This is a genomic window from Nocardioides euryhalodurans (genome assembly GCF_004564375.1).
GTDB classification, from domain to species: domain Bacteria; phylum Actinomycetota; class Actinomycetes; order Propionibacteriales; family Nocardioidaceae; genus Nocardioides; species Nocardioides euryhalodurans.
Genome location: NZ_CP038267.1, coordinates 642,664 through 661,707, shown reverse-complemented (window position 1 = coordinate 661,707; position 19,044 = coordinate 642,664). Strand labels below are relative to the sequence as shown.

Sequence of the window (19,044 nt, the reverse complement as noted above, 5' to 3'; positions counted from 1 at the left end):
GAGGGAGCGTGAAAGACTGGGCCCATGCTGCGCTGGTTGACCGCGGGTGAGTCCCACGGCCCCTCCCTGGTCGCGATCCTCGAGGGGCTGCCCGCCCATGTCGAGGTGACCTCCGACGACCTCGTCGACGCCCTCGCCCGCCGCCGCCTCGGCTACGGCCGCGGCGCCCGGATGAAGTTCGAGCAGGACGAGGTCACCATCACCGGGGGCGTCCGGCACGGCCGGAGCCAGGGTGGTCCGGTCGCGATCACGATCGGCAACACCGAGTGGCCGAAGTGGGAGAAGGTGATGTCCGCCGACCCCGTCGACCCCGTCGAGCTCGAGGCGCTGGCCCGCAACGCCGCCCTCACCCGCCCCCGGCCCGGGCACGCCGACCTGGTCGGCATGCAGAAGTACGCCTTCGACGAGGCCCGCCCGGTGCTCGAGCGCGCCTCGGCACGCGAGACCGCAGCCCGGGTGGCGCTGGGCAGGGTCGCGAGCAACTTCCTCGAGCAGGCGGTCGGGGCGAGCGTCGTCTCCCACGTCGTGGAGCTCGGCGGGGTGCCCGCGCCGTCGGGCGTCGTGCCCGGACCCGACGACGTGGCCCGGCTCGACGAGGACCCCGTCCGCTGCCTCGACCCCGAGGCCAGCGCCGAGATGGTGGCCGCCATCGACCGCGCCCACCAGGAGGGCGACACCCTCGGCGGGGTCGTCGAGGTGGTCGTCCACGGGCTGCCGCCGGGCCTCGGGTCGCACGTCCACTGGGACCGTCGCCTCGACTCCCGTCTCGCCGGCGCGCTGATGGGCATCCAGGCGATCAAGGGCGTGGAGGTCGGTGACGGCTTCGAGCTGGCGGCGACGCCCGGCTCGCAGGCCCACGACGAGATCGTCCCGACCGACGAGGGCCTGCGCCGTACGTCGGGCCGCTCGGGCGGCACCGAGGGTGGCATGTCCACCGGGGAGGTGCTCCGCGTCCGTGCGGCCATGAAGCCGATCGCGACCGTGCCGCGGGCGCTGCGCACCGTCGACGTCGCCACGGGCGAGGAGACCAGGGCCCACCACCAGCGCTCCGACGTCTGCGCCGTCCCCGCGGCCGGGATCGTCGCGGAGGCGATGGTGGCGCTGGTGCTCGCCGACGCGGTCGTCGAGAAGTTCGGCGGCGACTCGGTGATGGAGACCCGTCGCAACGCCGAGAGCTACCTGGACACGCTGAGGTACCGGTGACCCCGGCGGGCGGCCCGAGGGTCGTGCTGGTCGGGCCGATGGGGGCGGGCAAGACGACCGTCGCCGGGCTGCTCGGCGACGCGTGGGGCGTCCCGGTCCGCGACACCGACACCGACATCGAGGCCGCCGAGGGCCGCAGCATCTCCGACATCTTCGTCGACGACGGCGAGGACCACTTCCGGGTGCTCGAGGCCGCCGCGGTCGCCGAGGCGCTCGCCGACCACGACGGCGTGCTCGCTCTCGGCGGCGGGGCGGTGCTCGACGAGAGGACCCGGCGGCTGCTGGCCGGCCACCGCGTGGTCTTCCTGCGGGTCGGGCTGTCCGACGCGGTCAAGCGCGTCGGGCTCGGGGTCGGCCGGCCGCTGCTGCTCGGCAACGTCCGGTCCCGCATCAAGGGTCTGCTCGACGAGCGGACCCCGGTCTACGAGGCGGTCGCCAGGCACGTCGTCGACACCGACGGCCGGACGCCCGAGGAGGTCGCCGCCGACGTACGGCGGCTGCTGGAGGAGGGAGCCTGATGTCCGACACCGTCCTGCACGTGGCAGGGCCGTCGCCCTACGACGTGGTCGTGGGCCGTGGGCTCGCGGACCGGCTCGCCGGGATGCTGGGGGAGTCGGTGCAACGGGTGGCCGTGCTCTTCGCCGACCCGCTGGCCGAGCGGGTGCAGCCTCTCGTCGACGGGCTCGTCGACGACCACGACGTGCTGGCCCTCGGCCTCCCCGACGGCGAGGCCGCCAAGACCGCGTCGGTCGCCCACGAGTGCTGGGACGCCCTGGGCGAGCACGGCTTCACCCGGTCCGACGCCGTCGTGACCTTCGGCGGCGGCTCGGTCACCGACGTCGGCGGGTTCGTCGCGGCGACCTGGCTGCGCGGCGTGCGGGTCGTCCACGTCCCGACGACGCTGCTCGCCATGGTCGACGCGGCCGTCGGCGGCAAGACCGGCATCAACACGGCCGCCGGCAAGAACCTCGTCGGCTCCTTCCACGAGCCGGCCGGGGTGCTCTGCGACCTGGCCGCCCTCGACACGCTGCCCCGCGCCGACCTCGCCGCCGGGCTGGCGGAGGTCGTGAAGTGCGGCTTCATCGCCGACCCCCGGATCCTGGAGCTGGTCGAGCAGTCCGACCCGGCCGACCTCACGCCGGGCTCGCCGGTGCTGAGGGAGCTGGTCGAGCGTGCCATCCGGGTCAAGATCGACGTCGTGGTGGGTGACCTCCGCGAGACAGCGGCCGCGGGGGGTGTGGGTCGCGAGGTGCTCAACTACGGCCACACCCTGGCCCACGCGATCGAGCGGGCCGAGGGCTACCGGATGCGCCACGGCGACGCGGTCGCGATCGGCTGCGTCTATGCCGCCGAGCTCGCCGGGATCGCGGGCGTGCTCGACGACGCCGGTGTCGCGCGCCACCGGGCGGTCCTGCAGCGGGTCGGCCTGCCGACGACGTACGCCAACGCCGGTTTCGACGAGCTGCACGAGGCGATGAAGGTCGACAAGAAGGCCCGCGGCTCGCAGATCCGGTTCGTGGTGCTCCGTGGCCTCGGCAGTCCGGAGGTCCTCGAGCCGACGGAGGCCGACCTCCGCGCCGCCTGGGAACGCATCGGAGGCGGTGCGGCATGAGGGTGCTGGTGCTCAACGGCCCCAACCTGGGCAGGCTCGGCCGGCGGCAGCCGGAGATCTACGGCACGACGACGTACGCGGAGCTGGTCGAGCTGTGCGCGGGCTGGGGGCGCGAGCACGGGCTGGAGGTCGAGACCCGGCAGACCAACCACGAGGGCGAGCTCCTCGACTGGCTCAACGAGGCCGCCGACGCCGGCACCCCGGTCGTGCTCAACGCCGCCGCCTGGACCCACTACTCCCTCGCGCTCTACGACGCGTGCGCCCAGCTGACGGCTCCGCTGGTCGAGGTGCACATCTCCGACCCCCAGCAGCGCCCGGAGGAGTTCCGGCACACCTCGCTCGTCGAGCCGTACGCCGTCGCGACCATCGCCGGGCACGGGATCGACGGCTACCGTCTCGCGCTGGAGCGGCTGAAGCCCTCGACCTAGGAGGGCGCTGCTGCCACACTCCCCGGTACGAAAGAGGGGGGTGGCGGACGTGACGGTGACGGCTGAAGGACCGCGGGGAGTCGCGGAGGGGCTGCGTGAGGACGCGCTGCCGGCGGCCCGCACGCTGGCGACGATCACGCTGGTCGGTCTGGTGTGCGGCTGGCTGGTGGCAGGCGTGCTCTCGCGACTGGCCATGTTGCTCCTGGTCGAGCTCAACCCGGTCGCCGACGGGGTCACGAGCGACGACGGCTTCATCATGGGGCGGTTCACGCTGAGCGGCTCGCTCAACCTGATGTTCGTCGTCGGGACCTTCCTGGGCCTGCTCGGTGCGGCCTTCTACGTGGCGCTGCGCGGGCTGCGGATCGGGCCGCCCTGGTTCCGCCTGCTGTCGATCTCGATCGGCGGAGGCGTCGTGGTCGGCGCCGGGCTGGTGCACACCGACGGGGTCGACTTCCGGCTGCTCGAGCCGGTGTGGCTGGCGGTCGCGCTCTTCGTGGCGGTCCCGGCGACGTACGTCGCGCTGCTGAGCCTCGTCTCCGAGAGGCTGCTCGCCCGCGACCGACCCCTTCCCACCGTGCTCCTGGTCGTGGGGGTCGGGGTCTGGGTGGTGTTCATCCCGATGCTGCCGATCATGCTCGCGCTCGTCGCCGGCTGGCTCATGCTCCGTCTGCTCCGCGGGACCGCCGCGGGGGCGCGGGCACTCGACTCCCCGGTGGGTCCCTGGGTGCTCCGCGGTTGGCTGGCGGTCGTCTTCGCGCTGGCGGTGGTCGACATCGCCCGCGACGTCGCCGTGCTGACCTGATGGCTCGTACGCTGGCGCCATGAGCAGGATGGCGTGGCTGGCCCTGGTCCTGGTGGCCACCGCCTGCGGGGCGCCCGAGTCCGCGACCGACGCGGCGGGAACGCCGACTCCGACCCCTACCTCCTCCGCATCCTCGTCGCCGTCACCGGAGGAGCCGAGCCCGTCGCCGAGCCGCTCACCCCGGCCCGAGAAGCAGCCGGAGCCGGGCACCGTGGTCACGGTGGGGCCGAGCCCCTTCGGGCAGATGCTCTTCGACGACCGCCGGCAGGCGGTCTACCTCTTCGAGCCGGAGGCCGACGGCCGGCCCGCCTGCTACGGCGCCTGCGAGGAGGCCTGGCCGCCGGTGCTGACCGACGGGCCGCCGGTCGCCGACGGAGCCGTGGAGGACCAGCTGCTCGGCGTCGTACGCCGACGCGACGGCAGCCGGCAGGTGACCTACAACGGCTGGCCGCTGTACTTCTACGCCAACGAGGGGCCCGGCGAGGTGCTCTGCCACGACGTGGTGCTCAACGGCGGGCTGTGGCTCGCGCTCGGGGCTGACGGGCGGGCGCTGCCGACCTGAGCGGGTCAGTCCTCCGGCGTGGTGATCGAGGCAAGGCGACGCAGCTCGGCGAGGTGACCGGCGAACGCCGTACGCCCGGCCGTCGTCAGCCGCGCCCACGTCCGAGGTCGACCGCTGAAGCCGCGCTTGGTCATCCGTACGTAGCCCGCCCCCTCGAGTGTCTTCAGGTGCTTGCTGGTCACGGAGTCGGCGATGCCGATCGTGTCGCGCAAGGTCGAGAACTCGGCCTCGGTCACCGCCGCCAGGATCCCGCAGATCTGGAGCCGGGTCGGTTCGTGGATGACGGCGTCGAACTTCGCCTGGGTCACCGCTCGTCCTCGAAGACCACCCGCTGCGTGCGGTGCGCGAACGCAGCGAGCGCCACGGTCGAGACAGCGGCGGTCGTGGAGATCAGCCATGGCTCGTCGTTGCGGATTCCGGTGTAGATGAGGGCGCATTGCGCCAGGAGGAGCGGGGTCACCACCAGCCACTCCGTGAGCGTGGGCCAGGTCAGCGGCGGCCGACGCACCCTGACCCGTCGACGGGAGGAGGCGACGAGCAGCACGGCGAGGAGGAGGAACTGGCCCAGGCCGATCCACCAGCGCGGAGGATCGGGGATCACCGCGATCAACCCCCACCAGTTGCAGGCCAGCGACCAGGCGGCCCAGTACCAGAACGGATAGGCCGCACGCCCGCGCAGGGCTTCCCGGTCGGCAACCAGCAGGTCAAGCTGCTCCTGCGGTGAGGACCGGCTTTCCATGGCGGAAAGCTACAGGATCGTTTCCGCAACGGAAAGCATCAAGGAACCGATCGCCGATCCGCTCCGTCACAGCAGGCATGGAGCGAACAGTCACGGTCAGCGTCAGGGGACTGCTGGTGGCGGGGGTGGCGCTGCTGGCGCTGGTGACCGCGTACCTCCTCGGCGGAGCAGGCGGCGCACCCCCCGCACCTGCCCAGGCATCGACGGCCGCGCCCCAGCCCGCGGTGGAGGGCGACGCCCGCACCCTGCGGATGGTCGGGTCGGGGGAGGCGACGGTGGTGCCGGACCAGCTGACCTTCGCGCTGAGCGTCACCGACCAGGAGGTCGCCCTCGACCAGGCCCTCGCCGACTCCAGCGACACCATGAAGCGGGTGCTGGCCGCCCTTGAGCCGCACGGGGTCCGGGCCGCCGACGTGCAGACGACCGCCCTGCAGATGTACCCGGAGTACGACTACCCGAGCTACGGGCCGCCGGTCCTCACCGGCTACCGGGTGACCCAGCGAGCCCGGGTGACCGTCCGCGACCTCGCCGCCGGCGGCAGGGCCGTGAGCGCCGCCGTCGAGACCGGCGGCAACGGCGTCCGCGCGAGCGACATCCGGCTCGGGGTCTCCGACCCGCAGGCCGGGCTCGCGAGGGCGCGGGACGCGGCTGTCGCGGCGGCGACCGCCAAGGCCGAGCAGTACGCCGCCGCCACCGGGCAGTCCCTCGGCGACGTGCTGGGGCTGCGCGAGCTCGGCGGCGACCGCCCCGTCCGCAGCCGCGACGTGGCCTACCGCGCCCAGGCCGCCGAGCTCGACGCGCTCGCGACGCTCCCGGTCCGGGCCGGCAAGGAGGACCTCACCGTGCGGGTCGAGGTGTTGTGGGCCTTCGAATAGGAGACCGGCGCGGCGGCCCGATATCCTCCGCCCCATGGCGACGACGAACGACCTCAAGAACGGCATGGTGCTCAAGCTCGACGGCCAGCTCTGGCAGGTCATCTGGTTCCAGCACCACAAGCCCGGCAAGGGCGGCGCGGTGGTCCGCACCAAGCTCAAGAGCGTCGAGAGCGGCAAGACCGTCGACAAGACCTTCAACGCCGACGTCAAGGTCGAGGTCGCCTCGGTCGACAAGCGGACGATGGAGTACCTCTACAACGACGGCACGTCGTACGTCTTCATGGACACCGGCACCTACGACCAGCTCGAGATCGCCCCCGACATCGTCGGTGACGCCAAGAACTTCCTGCTCGAGAACCAGGAGGCGATCGTGGCGACCAACGAGGGTCGCGTCCTCTACCTCGAGCTGCCCGCCTCGGTCGAGCTCGAGATCACCTTCACCGAGCCCGGCCTCGCCGGCGACTCGGCGACCGGCCGCACGAAGCCGGCGACCCTGCAGACGGGTCACGAGATCCAGGTGCCGCTGTTCATCACCCAGGGCGAGAAGGTGAAGGTCGACACGCGCGACTCCTCCTACCTCGGCCGTGTGAAGGGCTGACGACCGCTCGTGCCTGCCAGGAGCAAGGCCCGCAAGCGGGCCCTCGACGTCCTCTTCGCCTCCGAGCTGCGGCGTGAGGACCCTGTCGTGGCGCTGGAGCGTGCCATCGCCGAGGGCGAGGGCCCGACCAACGACTACACCGGCTTCCTGATCCGAGGCGTCGTGGAGCACCGCGCCCGCATCGACGAGCTCCTCGAGACGTACGCCGAGGGGTGGTCGCTGGCCCGGATGCCGGCCGTGGACCGCAACGTGCTGCGGATCGGGCTGTTCGAGATGCTGTGGGTCGATGACGTGCCCGACCCGGTCGCGGTGACCGAGGCGGTCGCGCTGGTGCGCGACCTGAGCACCGACGAGTCGCCCGGGTTCGTCAACGGCGTGCTCGGCGGACTGCTGCGCAACAAGGAGTCCCTGAAGGGGTGATCCGTTCGCTCCGGTGTGGCCCTATGGTCAGCACATGACCGACGTGAAGCGCGCCGCGGGCAAGGCGGAGAACAGTGATGCCCTCGACCTCGTGATCCGGGGTGGACTGGTCGCCTACGGAGTCATCCACATCCTGATCGGGTGGCTGGCGGTGCAGATCGCCCTCGGCGAGAAGTCGAAGGAGGCGTCGGGCACCGGAGCGCTCGAGTACCTCGCCAAGCAGCCGCTCGGCGGGGTGCTGATCTGGGTGGTGGCGGTCGGCATGGTCGCGCTGGTGGTCTGGCGGCTGCTCGAGGCGTGGCAGGCCTACCAGCGCGAGGACGGTGCCGACCAGGTCAAGGGCGTCGCCAGCCAGCTCTTCAAGGGTGTGCTGTACGGCCTGCTCGCCTACTCGGCCCTGCAGGTCGCCGCGGGTCAGTCCGGCGGCGGGGGCGGGACCACCAGCATGACCGCCGACCTGATGAAGATGACCGCCGGGCAGCTGCTGGTCGGCGCGGTCGGCGTCGGCGTGCTGGTCTACGGCGCGTACTACGTCTACCAGGGCTGGACCGAGAAGTTCCTCGAGAAGCTCGACGGACGGCCGCAGAACGCCGAGACCAGCTCGGCCTACCGCTGGCTGGGGAAGGCAGGGTTCATCTCCAAGGGGATCGCCATCGCGGTGATCGGTGGCCTGTTCCTCTACGCCGCAGCGACCCACGACCCGCAGAAGTCCGGCGGCCTCGACCAGGCCCTCCAGGAGATCGCCCAGCAGCCCTTCGGACAGCTGCTGCTGACGCTCGTCGGCGCCGGGATCGCCTGCTACGGGCTGTTCGCCTTCGCCCGCGCCCGCCACCTGTCCCGCTGACTCACACCAGCTGCGACACCGCGCCCACCGCGGCCTCCACGTCCGCGGGCGTGGTGACGATGCTCGGGCCGAACCGCAGGTGGGACTGCTGGTACGGCGTGGCGCTGGCCACCACGCCGAGCTCGCGCAGCGCCAGGACGGCGTCGGCCGGGAGCATCCCGCCCACGTCGACGCACACGATCCCGGCCGAGACCTCCGGGGCGGACGGCGTCACGACCGTGACCCCGTCGATACCGGCCAGCCCGTCCTTGAGCGCCGTCGCCTGCTCGACCGTGCGCGCGACGACCCGGCGCCGGCCGATCCGCTCGTGGAACCTGAACGCCTCCGTGAGCGCCCAGCGGTGCTCGAAGTCGTGGTAGCCGCCGGGGGAGAGTCGCGCCCCGCCCTGGGTGCCGGAGAAGGTCGGGATCAGCTCGGTGAGTGGTTCCCAGTCGCGGGCCCACACCAGACCGGTCCCGCGCGGGCCGAAGAGCCACTTGTGGGTGCCGGCGGCGAGGAAGTCGCAGCCGAGGTCGGGCAGGTCGACGTCCACGGCACCGAAGCCGTGCACGCCGTCGACGCAGAGCAGCACCCGGTCGGCCGGGTCCCGACCCCGGTTGAGGTCGGCGAGCGCGGCGCCGTACTCCGCGACCGGCAACCGGACGCCGGTGCTCGAGTGGACCCACGTCACCGCGACGACCCGGGTGGCGGGACCGATCGCGTCCAGCAGCCGTGACGTGAGCTGGTCGACGGTCGCGGCGGACGGGTCGTCGTAGAGGGTGACCCTCCGGACCGTGGCGCCGGTCCGGAGCGAGACCAGCCGCAGCGCGTCGTCGGTGGAGAAGAAGTCGTGGGTCGTGGTCAGGACCTCGTCGCCAGGGCGCAGGTGGAGCCCGCCGTACATCACGGAGATGCCCATCGTGGTGCTGTCGGTCAGCGCGACCTGGTCGGCCGTCCCGCCGGCGTACGACGACGCCGCCCGCCGGACCGCCCCCTCGAGCTGATAGCCGTCGTGCAGCGCCGCGTCGGTGTCGCCGTCGAGGCGGGCGCGGTGGTGGTCGATGGCCGCCGAGACCTGGGCCGTGTGCGGCGACAGCACGAACGCCGCCAGCTGGGCGAGGTCCGTGGTGAGCGGGAACTGGGCGCGGACCGAGGCCCAGTCCCGGGGGTCGAAGTCGGGCACGACGAGGTCGCCGGCAGCAGGGACCGCCGTCTCCGACTCCGTCGGCGACGACGAGGGTGAGGGCGTGGCCCCGACCGGGTCGCTGCGGGAGGTGCAGCCGGCGACGGCTCCGGCGCCGCCGGCCAGTCCGAGGCCGAGCACGGTCCGGCGGCTGGTGGTGGTCATGGCCCATGGTCGCCCAGCCGGCGGATCTTGACGAGGCTGGCAGGGTGAACGCCATGGCGACGCACGAGGTGGACGTGGTGGTGGTGGGTCTCGGGCCCGGCGGTGAGTACGCCGCCCAGAAGCTCGCCGAGGCTGGCCTGGACGTCGTGGGGATCGACCGTGACCTGGTCGGGGGCGAGTGCCCGTTCTACGGCTGCATCCCGTCGAAGATGATGATCCGGGCCGCGGACGCGCTGGGGGAGGCCCGGCGGGTCGACGAGCTGGCCGGCTCGGCCGAGGTCAGTCCCGACTGGAGTGCGGTCGCCACCAGGATCGACAAGCAGGCCACCAACCACTGGCAGGACGACTCCCACGTGGAGCGGCTGGAGGAGGCGGGGGTCCGGATCGTGCGCGGCGACGGCGTCCTCGACGGCCCCGGCACGGTCCGCGTCGGCGAGGACCGGTACGTCGGCGCTCGCGGCGTCGTGCTGAACGTCGGCACGTCGCCCGCGACGCTGCCCATCGACGGGCTCGCCGAGACGCCGTACTGGACCAACCGCGAGATCGTGAAGGTGACCGAGCTCCCCGCGTCGCTGGCGGTCATCGGCGGTGGGCCGATCGGCTGCGAGCTGGCCCAGGCGTTCGCCCGGTTCGGCTCCGCGGTGACCGTGCTCGAGGTGGCCGACCGGCTGCTGCCGCCCGAGGAGCCCGAGTCCGGCGAGCTGTTGGGCCGGGTGTTCCGCGACGAGGGGATCCGGGTCGAGACCGGCATCACGATCGAGCGGGTCGAGCACGACGGCGGCTTCACGATCACCACCGACCGCGGCGAGATCGAGGCCGACCAGCTGCTCGTCGCCGCCGGCCGGCGGCTCAACCTGCACGGCCTCGGCCTCGACACCGTGGGCCTCGACCCCGAGGCCCGGTCGGTGCCGACCGACGAGCGGATGCGCGCCGGTGAGCGGCTCTGGGCCGTCGGCGACATCACCGGTCACGGCCAGTTCACCCACGTGTCGATGTACCAGGGCGACATCGCCGTGCGCGACATCCTCGGCCAGGACGGTCACGGTGCCGAGTACCACGCGGTCAGCCGCGTCACCTTCACCGACCCGGAGGTCGGGTCGGTCGGGATGAGCGAGCAGCAGGCACGGGACGCGGGGATCGACGTCCGGGTCGGCCACGCCGACCTGGCGGCGTCGAGCCGTGGCTGGATCCACCAGCTGGGGGCCGACGGACTGATCAAGCTGGTCGCCGACGCCGACCGCGGCGTGCTGGTCGGAGCCTCCTCGGTGGGTCCCTCGGGTGGTGAGGTGCTGGGCATGCTGGCGCTCGCCGTGCACGCCGAGGTGCCGCTCGACCGGATCGCGTCGATGCACTTCGCCTACCCGACGTTCCACCGTGCGGTGGACGTCGCGGTCGCCTCGATCGTGGCGCCCTGAGCCGGAATCGGTAGTCTGCCGGGGAAGAACACCCTGCCCCCCGGTGCTCTGGAGGTACCCCCCATGTCCTACCTGCCTGCCGATGACGGCCCGAACCATCGCGCGGAGCTGCGCCCACCCACCGACGACCCGCTCGGCGGACCGCTGACCCGCCCGCTGCGTCAGGCCCCGGCGGAGCCCCCGGCCCACCGGACGGTCGAGCCGACCGCGCCGGAGCCCGCGGCGGCGGCAACGGAGCCCGAGCCGGACCGCCCGAGCGACGTACCGTCCGCGCCACGGGTCACCTCGGCCACCGACTTCCTGGAGCGCCGTGCCGAGCACACCGACCACGGGCCGGCGACCTGGGGCTGGCGCGGCAAGGTCCGCAAGTGGACCGGCGGCACCGTGTCGCCGCAGATGGGTCCGGCCGAGATGCAGTACGCCCGCGACCGGCGCGCCATCCAGCGCGACTTCGACGGCCCCCGCACGATCGCCTTCCTCAACCCCAAGGGCGGCGCGGCCAAGACCACCGGCGTGCTGGTCGCCGGCTACACGTTCGGCACCGTCCGCGGCGGCGGCGTGGTGGCGTGGGACAACAACGAGACCCGGGGCACGCTCGGGATCCGCGGCCAGCGCGGAGGCCACACCAACACCACCCGCGAGCTGCTCGAGGACCTCGAGCGCTTCAACGACGTCTACCAGGCGCGGATCGGCGACCTCGGGTCGTTCGTACGCTCCCAGGGCGACGCCCACTTCGACGTGCTCGCCTCCGACGAGCGTCCCGACGTCACCGGCACCATCAAGGCCGCCGACTTCACGGCCGTCCACGGGCTGCTGGAGCGCTTCTACCGGCTGATCCTCGTCGACACCGGCAACAACATGAGGGCCGAGAACTGGCTGGCCGCCGCCGAGACGGCCGACCTGCTGGTCGTCACCACGACCGTCCGCGAGGACACCGGCTACAGCGGCCTGTGGATGCTCGACGCGCTGCAGGACGCGGGCTACGAGGACCTCAAGCGCAAGACGATCACGGTGATCTCGGAGCCGTCCTCCCACGTCGACGAGCAGCTGGCCGAGGACCTGGTCGAGGTCTACGAGCAGCGGACCAAGGCGGTCTTCCGGGTGCCGTACGACCCGGCGCTCGTCCCCGGGTCCGTGGTGCCCTACGAGCAGCTCACCGACGCCACCCGGATGGCGTGGGTGCAGGCCTGCGCCGCGATGGCCTCCCAGCTCTGATTCCCGCCGGCTGCTAGGGTCGCCTCGATCGACATCCTTTAACGAGCCGTCCCGTGAGGCGGAGAAGGAGGTCCGGCAGCCGTGTCACCCGAGCCTGCCCGCCCCGCCGGCGACCCCGGTCAGAGCGACGGACGCACCGTCCTCGACGACACCGACATCGCGCGGGCGCTGACCCGCATCTCCCACGAGATCCTCGAGCGCAACAAGGGTGCGCGCGACCTCGTGCTGCTCGGCATCCCCAGTCGCGGGGTCCCGCTCGCGGAGCGGGTCGCATCGCGGATCGCCTCCGTCGAGGGCTACGACGTCCCCGTCGGCTCGCTCGACGTGACGATGTACCGAGACGACCTGCGCCTCAAGCCCGCTCGGCCGCTGCTGCCGACCGAGATCCCCAGCGGCGGGATCGACGGCCGCACCGTGGTCCTGGTGGATGACGTGCTGTTCTCCGGCCGCACCATCCGGGCCGCCCTCGACGCCTTGACCGAGATCGGCCGGCCCGCGGCCGTGCGCCTCGCGGTGCTGGTCGACCGCGGCCACCGCGAGCTGCCGATCCGGGCCGACTTCGTCGGGAAGAACCTCCCCACCTCGCTGGTCGAGCGGGTGCGGGTCACGGTCGCCGAGATCGACGGCACGGACGCGGTCACGATCGAGGGAACCCCGGCCGAGAGGAGCCCGGCATGAAGCGCCACCTGCTGTCAGCGGCCGACCTGAGCCGCACCGACGCCGAGCTCGTCCTCGAGACCGCGGCCGAGATGCTCGCCCTCGCGGACCGGCCGATCAAGAAGCTGCCGGCGCTGCGCGGACGCACGGTCGTCAACCTGTTCTTCGAGGACTCCACGCGCACCCGGATCTCGTTCGAGGCCGCGGCCAAGCGGCTCTCGGCCGACGTCATCAACTTCGCGGCCAAGGGCTCCTCGATCTCCAAGGGCGAGTCGCTCAAGGACACCGCGCTGACGCTCGAGGCGATGGGCGCCGACGCGGTCGTCATCCGGCACGGCGCCTCCGGTGCACCGCACCGGCTGGCCCACTCGGGGTGGGTGCACTCCAGCGTCGTCAACGCCGGCGACGGCACCCACGAGCACCCCACGCAGGCGCTGCTCGACGCGTTCACGATGTGGCGGCACCTCGGCAACCTGGACGGGCGACGCGTCGCCATCGTCGGCGACGTCCTCCACTCGCGGGTCGCCCGCTCCAACGCACTCCTGCTGCAGACCCTGGGCGCCGAGGTGACGCTGGTCTCGCCGCCCACCCTCGTGCCGGTCGGCGTGGAGGCGTGGGGCGTGGAGACGTCGTACGACCTCGACGCGGTGCTGCCGAAGGCCGACGTGGTGATGATGCTGCGCGTCCAGCGCGAGCGGATGCAGGGCGGCTTCTTCCCGACGCCGCGCGAGTACTCGCGCCGCTACGGCCTCGACGCGCGCCGGATGGCGACGCTGCAGGACCACACGATCGTGATGCACCCCGGCCCCATGGTGCGCGGCATGGAGATCACCGCCGACGTGGCCGACTCCGACCGCTCGGTGATCGTCGAGCAGGTCACCAACGGCGTCGCCGTCCGGATGGCGGTGCTCTACCTGCTGCTCAGCTCCGACTCCCAGGAGGACACCTCCCTGTGAACAGCCCCACCCACCTGATCACGAACGTCTCCGTCCTCGGCGGGGAGCCGACCGACCTGCTGCTGCGCGACGGTGTCGTCGCGGCCGTCGGCCAGATCTCGATCGCCGAGGACGCCGAGGTCGTCGACGGGACCGGCCTGGTCGCCCTGCCTGGCCTGGTCGACCTCCACACGCACCTGCGCGAGCCCGGGCGCGAGGACGCCGAGACCGTGCTCAGCGGCACGCGGGCGGCGGCCAGGGGCGGGTTCACCGCGGTGCACGCGATGGCCAACACCGAGCCGGTCGCCGACACCGCCGGCGTGGTCGAGCAGGTGTGGCGGCTGGGCCGCGAGGGCGGCTACTGCGACGTCCACCCGGTCGGCGCGGTGACCGTGGGGCTGGCGGGGGAGCGGCTCGCCGAGCTGGGTGCGATGGCCGACTCGGCCGCGCGGGTCCGCGTCTTCTCCGACGACGGGCACTGCGTCAGCGACGCGGTGCTGATGCGCCGGGCGCTGGAGTACGTCAAGGCGTTCGACGGCGTCGTCGCCCAGCACGCCCAGGAGCCGCGGCTCACCGAGGGCGCCCAGATGAACGAGGGCGAGCTGTCCGGGCGGCTCGGGCTCGCCGGCTGGCCGGCCGTCGCCGAGGAGGCGATCATCGCCCGCGACTGCCTGCTGGCCGCCCACGTGGGCTCGCGGCTGCACGTCTGCCACGTCTCGACCGCCGGGTCCGTCGAGATCGTCCGGCAGGCCAAGGAGAAGGGCTGGAACGTCACCGCGGAGGCCTGCCCCCACCACCTGCTGCTGACCGACGAGCTGGCGGCGACGTACGACCCGATCTACAAGGTCAACCCGCCGCTGCGCGGTGCCGCCGACGTCGAGGCGCTGCGCGCCGGGCTGGCCGACGGCACCATCGACATCGTCGCCACCGACCACGCACCCCACCCGCACGAGGACAAGGACTGCGAGTGGGCGGCCGCGGCCTTCGGCATGCTCGGCCTCGAGACCGCGCTGTCGATCGTGCAGGAGACGATGGTCGACCCCGGGCTGCTGACCTGGGAGGGCGTGGCGGAGCGGATGTCCTACGCACCGGCGCGGATCGGGCGCGTGGCCGACCAGGGCCAGCCGATCGTCGAGGGCGCACCGGCCAACGTCGTGCTCTACGACCCGTCCGTGCGCCGCACGGTGGAGGCCTCCGAGACCGCGTCGCTCTCCCGCAACACCCCGTACGCCGGGCGCGAGCTGCCCGGCCGCGTCGTGGCGACCTTCCTGCGGGGCCGGCCGACGGTGCTCGACGGAAAGCTCTGTTGAGGGCCGACGGCACTCCCCGCTACCGGGCCTCCGCCTATGTCTGCGGAGCCCTCGGTGCCGCGGACCCCGAGGCGCTGCGGCGACTCGTGGCGGCCTCGCCCTCCCCGCTGGTCGAGGTGGTGTCGACCGCTGACGTCCGCCTGAGTGCCACCCACCGGCTCCGGGCCTGGGGTGAGGGGGAGCCGACCGGCGGCCACCTCTGGAACGCCCTGGCAGAACCGGGCACGGCCGTCGACTCCGCAGCGGCGGCGGCGAACGGGTGGATGGCGGCCGGTCTGACACGTGAGCCCGGGGCAGCCACGCTGCACACCGACGGTCTGGGTCTCGCGGAGGTCTACACCCGCCGCGTCGGGGACGCGGTCTACTTCGCGACCCGGATCGACCCGCTCACACGGATCGTGGACGCACCCCTCACCCAGGACGAGGACGCCTGGGCGAGCCTGCTCGCCCTCGGCGCCCCGGTCGGTGGGGCCACGCCCTTCGAGGAGATCCGGCGGCTGGGGCCCGCGGAGTCGCTCACGGTCCGGGCGGACGGCCACGTACGCCGGACCACCGGCGAGCCGGACTGGCTCGCGACCGACGGCCACGCACCCGAGCCCGGCGAGGTCGTGGAGCTGCTGCGCGCGGCCATCCCGACCGGGGACGACCTGTCCGTCACGCTCTCGGGCGGCTGGGACTCGCGGCTGCTGGCGGTGCTCGCCGTGGGGGAGTCCCGCGACCGGCTGCAGGCCTGGACCACTGACGCGGACACGGGGAGCGACCTCGACCTGCGCCTCGCCCAGCCGGTGGCGCACGCGCTGGGTGCGGAGCACACGGTGGTCCGGCCGGGGCCGCGGGCCTGGGCCCGGCACGCGCCCGCGGCGCGGCGACGGATGCAGTTCCAGTCGTGGATGCACACCTGGCTGATGCCGCTGGCGGGACGGCTGCACGGCAGCCGGCGTACGGTGCTCGACGGCCTCGCGGGTGACGTTCTCCTCAAGAGCCTGTTCGTCGACCGCGTGATCCTGGACGCCCCCGACCCCGCCGCCGCGCTCTGGCACCGGCTCGGCGGGTGGCGGCTGGACCGCGGGTCGCTGCTGGCCCCCGGCACGGCGGTCGAGATGGCGGCTCGCAGCCGCGACGACGTCCGCGCCCTCGTGGCGCCGTACGCCGGCCACCCCGCCGCGGCCGCGCTCTCTGTCCTCGCCACCCGGACCAGCCGGGTCGTCGCCGCCTCCCCGGTGCTGCTGTTCGGCCCCGAGGTCCCGGTGAGCGTGCCCTTCGTGGACCCCCGCGTCCTGGCCGCGGGCCTGCGCGTGCCCGTCGACCAGAAGCTCGGCGGCGAGTTCTACCGCCGGGTCCTGGCCACGGCCGCTCCGGCCGGCGTCACCGGGCTTCCGTCCACCAACGACGTCGCCACCCCGCGGGCCCCCCGGCGTCGCCGACAGGTCCACCCGGCTGCCATCGCCCGGCTGAGCCGCGAGGTCGGCGCGGACCCCGACGTCGTGCGCCGACTGGGCGAGCCGCTGCGCGCACGCATCGACGAGCCGGCCGCCCTGCGGCGGCTCGTGGCCGGTCGCGCCGCACCCCTGGCCGTGCTGCAGTGGGCCGCCCTGATGGCGCAGTGGCGGTCGGACTACCGCGACGTGCTCGTGGCCTGAGCGCCGCTCAGTCGATCACCCCGCAGGCCACGCGCGCGCCGGCGTCCCCCGTGGCCAGGGTGGCCGCGTCCGGACCCGGGACTCCTGCGGCGGAGTAGCGGGTGGGGATGTTGGCGAGGTTGTCGGGTCCGGCGTGCACCATCACGGCCGAGCCGTCGAGGTCGCGCAGCTCGGCCAGTCCGAACCGGTCGGTGACGAACTGGGCCGAGGCCTCCCCGTCGTCCATCACGAGCAGCGGCGGCATGTCGCCCGCGTGGTTGCCGTGGGTGGTGTCGCCCCCGGTGTAGTGACCGCCGGCGCTGGTGAAGGGTCCGGCCGCGGCGGCCGGGTCGCAGATGCCGATGGCGTGGATGTGGAACCCGTGGAAGCCCGGCGTCAGCGCCTCGGCCCGGCCCTTGACGACGACTGTGTCGCCCGTCTGCTTGAGCGTCACCTTGCCGACCTTGCTCCCGTCGGTGCCCCGCAGGACCACCTGCAGGACCGCGTGCCCGTGGCCGGTCGCGTGCTGGTGGGCGGCACCGGCCCCTGTGGTGCCGCTGCTTCCTGCGGAGCTCGTGGCCGCCGTCGCGGCCGCGGCCGTGCAGAGCACCAGGGCTCCTGCGGCTGCGAGCGTGCGTGATCGCGTACGTGTGAACATCTGTCTTCCCCCTCGCCCGAATGGTCGGTGTCCCGGAGGAGCAGCGGTCGCCGACGGGGTCCGCCCCGCGGGGCGGCCGGTGGCTCCCGGACCTCTCGACGTTCCACCTCCCGGGCGGCCGTGTCAAGGGTCGTCGGCGTCGCGGGCGGTCAGACGCGCAGGCGCAGCGCGTGCAGCCGCTCGTACGCCGGCCGGCAGGCCCCCGCCACCGCGGCGTCGTGGGCGCTGAGGTCGGTCTCGCGGGGACGCCACGCGGCGAAGCCGGTCGAGGCCCGCACCGCGTCGTACCAGTGGGGAGCCCAGACGCCGTCGGAGTCGCGCGGCCCGGCCGGCCAGGAGAGCATCCGGTCGGTGAAGGGGATGCCCAGCCAGTCGCACAGCCACCGCAGGTGCGCCTCGGGGTCGCGCAGGAAGTCGCCGGCGTCGATCACCGGCGGCTGCTCGTCCAGCGCGTCGAGCAGCCACACCTGCTGCAGCAGGCCGATGTCCTCGGGCTCGCAGGCCTCGCGGGACCTCACGTAGGACGCCACCACCTCGGCCGGGTCGCGGACCAGCAGCACGGTCCGGAAGTCGCGCACCCACCCGAGGTCCTGGCCGGCGTCGAGGTGGTGGGTCATGTGCTTGGCGTAGTGGACCGTCCGGCCCTCGGGCAGCGGCTCCCGCAGCTGCGCCACGACCTCGTCGGGGTCGGTCGGCTGCGAGGCGATGACCTCGTCGCGGGCGGGGTGGTCGAGGCCGGTCCGGAGCAGGTACGCCGCGTAGAGCGGCTCGTCGACCACGACCGTGTCGGGCCGGTTCTCCCACGCCCGCATCATCGCCGTGGAGATGTTGCGCGGGCCGGACCACATCGCCACGCGGACGGTCACGGCGCGACCCGTCCGGCGACGTCAGCCGTGACGTGCTCGGCGTACAGGCCCTGCAATCGTTCGACGACGGGTCCGCGGGAGCCCGTGCCGATGGTGCGGCCGTCGACGCTGCGGACCGGGACCAGCCCGGCGAAGGTCCCGGTCACGAACGCCTCCCGCGCGCTGTAGACGTCGGTGAGGCTGAAGGTCGTCTCCCGCGCGGTGATCCCCGCGTCGCGGCACACCTCGAGGACGTTGCCGCGGGTGATCCCGCCGAGGCAGAACCGACCGTCCGAGGTCCAGACCTCGGGCTCCTCGGGCGGACCGAGGACGACGAAGAAGTGCGTGGAGTTGCAGGTGGCCACGAAGCCGTGGGGGTCGAGCATCAGGGCCTCGTCGGCGCCGGCGGTGTAGGCCTGGATGCAGGCGGTGATGTCGTTGAGCTTGCTGTGGGCGTTGAGCTTGGGGTCGAGCGTGTCGGGGGTGGCGCGCCGTACGTGGGTGGTGAACAGGGTGATGCCCTCGGAGACCGTCGCCGGCATCGGTTCCTTGTGCTCGGCGATGATGACGACGGTCGCGGGTCCGATCGTCATCCGCGGGTCCTGGTAGGGCGTCGACTTCACGCCCCGGGTCACCATCAGCCGGACGTGCACGCCGTCGTGCATCCCGTTGGCGGCGAGCGTGTCGTAGAGGGCCCGGGTCAGCTCCTCGCGGGTCATGCCGATGTCGAGCATGATCGCGGTGGCGCCCTGCCAGAGCCGGTCGAGGTGGCGCTCGAGGAACGCGGGGTGCCCGTGGTGCACCCGCAGGCCCTCCCAGACCCCGTCGCCGAGGACGAAGCCGGAGTCGAAGACCGAGACCACCGCCTCGGCGCGCGGTCGTAGCCGGCCGTCGACCCAGACCAGGATCTCGTGGTTGCGCGGGTCGTCCGCGTGGTCGTGGGTGCCGGTGGCCATGGGCCCACCCTAGGACGACGGAAG

22 protein-coding genes are annotated in these 19,044 nt (G+C 73.2%); 16 read left to right on the top strand and 6 right to left on the bottom strand.

Features of this window, described 5'->3' with window-relative positions; translation table 11 throughout:
• The first annotated feature begins 24 nt into the window (after window positions 1–24).
• The 6 genes from aroC to EXE57_RS20085 are packed head-to-tail and all read left to right on the top strand — an operon-like array spanning window position 25 to window position 4,607.
• Window positions 25–1,203 (top strand): chorismate synthase, encoded by a 1,179-nt coding sequence (gene aroC / locus EXE57_RS03130; protein WP_135073922.1) that lies wholly within the window; start codon window positions 25–27, stop codon window positions 1,201–1,203.
• Entirely contained in the window at window positions 1,200–1,721 is a 522-nt protein-coding gene (locus EXE57_RS03125; protein WP_425271699.1) for a shikimate kinase, read from the top strand. The genes aroC and EXE57_RS03125 overlap by 4 nt, the downstream gene beginning before the upstream one ends.
• Entirely contained in the window at window positions 1,721–2,815 is a 1,095-nt protein-coding gene (aroB, locus tag EXE57_RS03120) for a 3-dehydroquinate synthase (RefSeq protein WP_135073920.1), read from the top strand. Before EXE57_RS03125 ends, aroB begins: the two co-directional genes overlap by 1 nt.
• Complete coding sequence (locus EXE57_RS03115) at window positions 2,812–3,243, top strand: type II 3-dehydroquinate dehydratase (protein WP_135073918.1); 432 nt, start codon at window positions 2,812–2,814, stop codon at window positions 3,241–3,243. Before aroB ends, EXE57_RS03115 begins: the two co-directional genes overlap by 4 nt.
• A gap of 40 nt (window positions 3,244–3,283) precedes the next feature.
• Window positions 3,284–4,045, top strand: coding sequence for a hypothetical protein (locus EXE57_RS03110; protein ID WP_135073916.1), 762 nt, complete (start codon window positions 3,284–3,286; stop codon window positions 4,043–4,045).
• A gap of 19 nt (window positions 4,046–4,064) precedes the next feature.
• Window positions 4,065–4,607, top strand: a complete 543-nt coding sequence (locus EXE57_RS20085) for a COG4315 family predicted lipoprotein (protein WP_135073914.1) — start codon at window positions 4,065–4,067, stop codon at window positions 4,605–4,607.
• Window positions 4,608–4,612: 5 nt separating this feature from the next.
• On the opposite strand, the gene EXE57_RS03100 is transcribed toward EXE57_RS20085, so the two are convergent.
• Together EXE57_RS03100 and EXE57_RS03095 are read right to left on the bottom strand one after the other, a co-directional pair.
• The gene (locus EXE57_RS03100; RefSeq protein ID WP_244246969.1) at window positions 4,613–4,915 is read right to left on the bottom strand and encodes a transcriptional regulator; all 303 of its coding nucleotides are present in this window, start codon (window positions 4,913–4,915) and stop codon (window positions 4,613–4,615) included.
• Window positions 4,912–5,346 carry a hypothetical protein gene (locus EXE57_RS03095; protein WP_135073910.1) on the bottom strand — a complete coding sequence of 145 codons (435 nt, stop codon included), beginning with the start codon at window positions 5,344–5,346 and terminating at the stop codon, window positions 4,912–4,914. Before EXE57_RS03095 ends, EXE57_RS03100 begins: the two co-directional genes overlap by 4 nt.
• A gap of 77 nt (window positions 5,347–5,423) precedes the next feature.
• Here EXE57_RS03095 and EXE57_RS03090 point away from each other — a divergent pair, with 77 nt between their 5' ends.
• From EXE57_RS03090 to EXE57_RS03075, 4 genes are read left to right on the top strand one after another with little or no spacing between them, the layout of a single operon-like run.
• Window positions 5,424–6,221 carry an SIMPL domain-containing protein gene (locus EXE57_RS03090; RefSeq protein ID WP_135073908.1) on the top strand — a complete coding sequence of 266 codons (798 nt, stop codon included), beginning with the start codon at window positions 5,424–5,426 and terminating at the stop codon, window positions 6,219–6,221.
• Between the two features lie 34 nt (window positions 6,222–6,255).
• Window positions 6,256–6,819 (top strand): elongation factor P, encoded by a 564-nt coding sequence (efp, locus tag EXE57_RS03085; protein WP_135073906.1) that lies wholly within the window; start codon window positions 6,256–6,258, stop codon window positions 6,817–6,819.
• Between the two features lie 9 nt (window positions 6,820–6,828).
• The gene (gene nusB, locus EXE57_RS03080) at window positions 6,829–7,239 is read left to right on the top strand and encodes a transcription antitermination factor NusB (RefSeq protein WP_135073904.1); all 411 of its coding nucleotides are present in this window, start codon (window positions 6,829–6,831) and stop codon (window positions 7,237–7,239) included.
• Window positions 7,240–7,273: 34 nt separating this feature from the next.
• On the top strand, window positions 7,274–8,083 hold the full coding sequence (locus EXE57_RS03075; protein WP_135073902.1) for a DUF1206 domain-containing protein: 810 nt from the start codon (window positions 7,274–7,276) through the stop codon (window positions 8,081–8,083).
• Between the two features lies 1 nt (window position 8,084).
• Here the strand turns inward: EXE57_RS03075 and EXE57_RS03070 are convergent, their stop codons facing one another.
• Complete coding sequence (locus tag EXE57_RS03070) at window positions 8,085–9,410, bottom strand: aminotransferase class V-fold PLP-dependent enzyme (RefSeq protein WP_135073900.1); 1,326 nt, start codon at window positions 9,408–9,410, stop codon at window positions 8,085–8,087.
• A 53-nt stretch (window positions 9,411–9,463) separates the two neighbouring features.
• Between EXE57_RS03070 and EXE57_RS03065 the strand changes: the two genes are divergently transcribed.
• The 6 genes from EXE57_RS03065 to EXE57_RS03040 all read left to right on the top strand — a co-directional run bounded on the left by EXE57_RS03065 (window position 9,464) and on the right by EXE57_RS03040 (window position 16,582).
• Window positions 9,464–10,825 (top strand): dihydrolipoyl dehydrogenase family protein, encoded by a 1,362-nt coding sequence (locus EXE57_RS03065; protein ID WP_135073898.1) that lies wholly within the window; start codon window positions 9,464–9,466, stop codon window positions 10,823–10,825.
• Between the two features lie 63 nt (window positions 10,826–10,888).
• Window positions 10,889–12,040, top strand: a complete 1,152-nt coding sequence (locus tag EXE57_RS03060) for a MinD/ParA family ATP-binding protein (RefSeq protein ID WP_244246968.1) — start codon at window positions 10,889–10,891, stop codon at window positions 12,038–12,040.
• Between the two features lie 81 nt (window positions 12,041–12,121).
• Window positions 12,122–12,718, top strand: coding sequence for a bifunctional pyr operon transcriptional regulator/uracil phosphoribosyltransferase PyrR (gene pyrR / locus EXE57_RS03055; RefSeq protein ID WP_135073895.1), 597 nt, complete (start codon window positions 12,122–12,124; stop codon window positions 12,716–12,718).
• The gene (locus tag EXE57_RS03050) at window positions 12,715–13,653 is read left to right on the top strand and encodes an aspartate carbamoyltransferase catalytic subunit (RefSeq protein ID WP_135073893.1); all 939 of its coding nucleotides are present in this window, start codon (window positions 12,715–12,717) and stop codon (window positions 13,651–13,653) included. Before pyrR ends, EXE57_RS03050 begins: the two co-directional genes overlap by 4 nt.
• A complete protein-coding gene (locus EXE57_RS03045; protein WP_135073891.1) occupies window positions 13,650–14,942 on the top strand; it encodes a dihydroorotase in 1,293 nt (430 codons plus the stop codon). Before EXE57_RS03050 ends, EXE57_RS03045 begins: the two co-directional genes overlap by 4 nt.
• Window positions 14,939–16,582 carry an asparagine synthase-related protein gene (locus EXE57_RS03040; protein WP_135073888.1) on the top strand — a complete coding sequence of 548 codons (1,644 nt, stop codon included), beginning with the start codon at window positions 14,939–14,941 and terminating at the stop codon, window positions 16,580–16,582. The genes EXE57_RS03045 and EXE57_RS03040 overlap by 4 nt, the downstream gene beginning before the upstream one ends.
• A 7-nt stretch (window positions 16,583–16,589) precedes the next feature.
• Here the strand turns inward: EXE57_RS03040 and EXE57_RS03035 are convergent, their stop codons facing one another.
• The 3 genes from EXE57_RS03035 to EXE57_RS03025 form a co-directional block, all read right to left on the bottom strand.
• A complete protein-coding gene (locus tag EXE57_RS03035) occupies window positions 16,590–17,219 on the bottom strand; it encodes a superoxide dismutase family protein (RefSeq protein WP_135073886.1) in 630 nt (209 codons plus the stop codon).
• Window positions 17,220–17,368: 149 nt separating this feature from the next.
• Window positions 17,369–18,085, bottom strand: a complete 717-nt coding sequence (locus EXE57_RS03030; RefSeq protein WP_167305799.1) for a sulfotransferase-like domain-containing protein — start codon at window positions 18,083–18,085, stop codon at window positions 17,369–17,371.
• Window positions 18,082–19,020, bottom strand: a complete 939-nt coding sequence (locus EXE57_RS03025; RefSeq protein WP_135073884.1) for an aminotransferase class IV — start codon at window positions 19,018–19,020, stop codon at window positions 18,082–18,084. The genes EXE57_RS03030 and EXE57_RS03025 overlap by 4 nt, the downstream gene beginning before the upstream one ends.
• Between the last annotated feature and the right edge of the window lie 24 nt (window positions 19,021–19,044).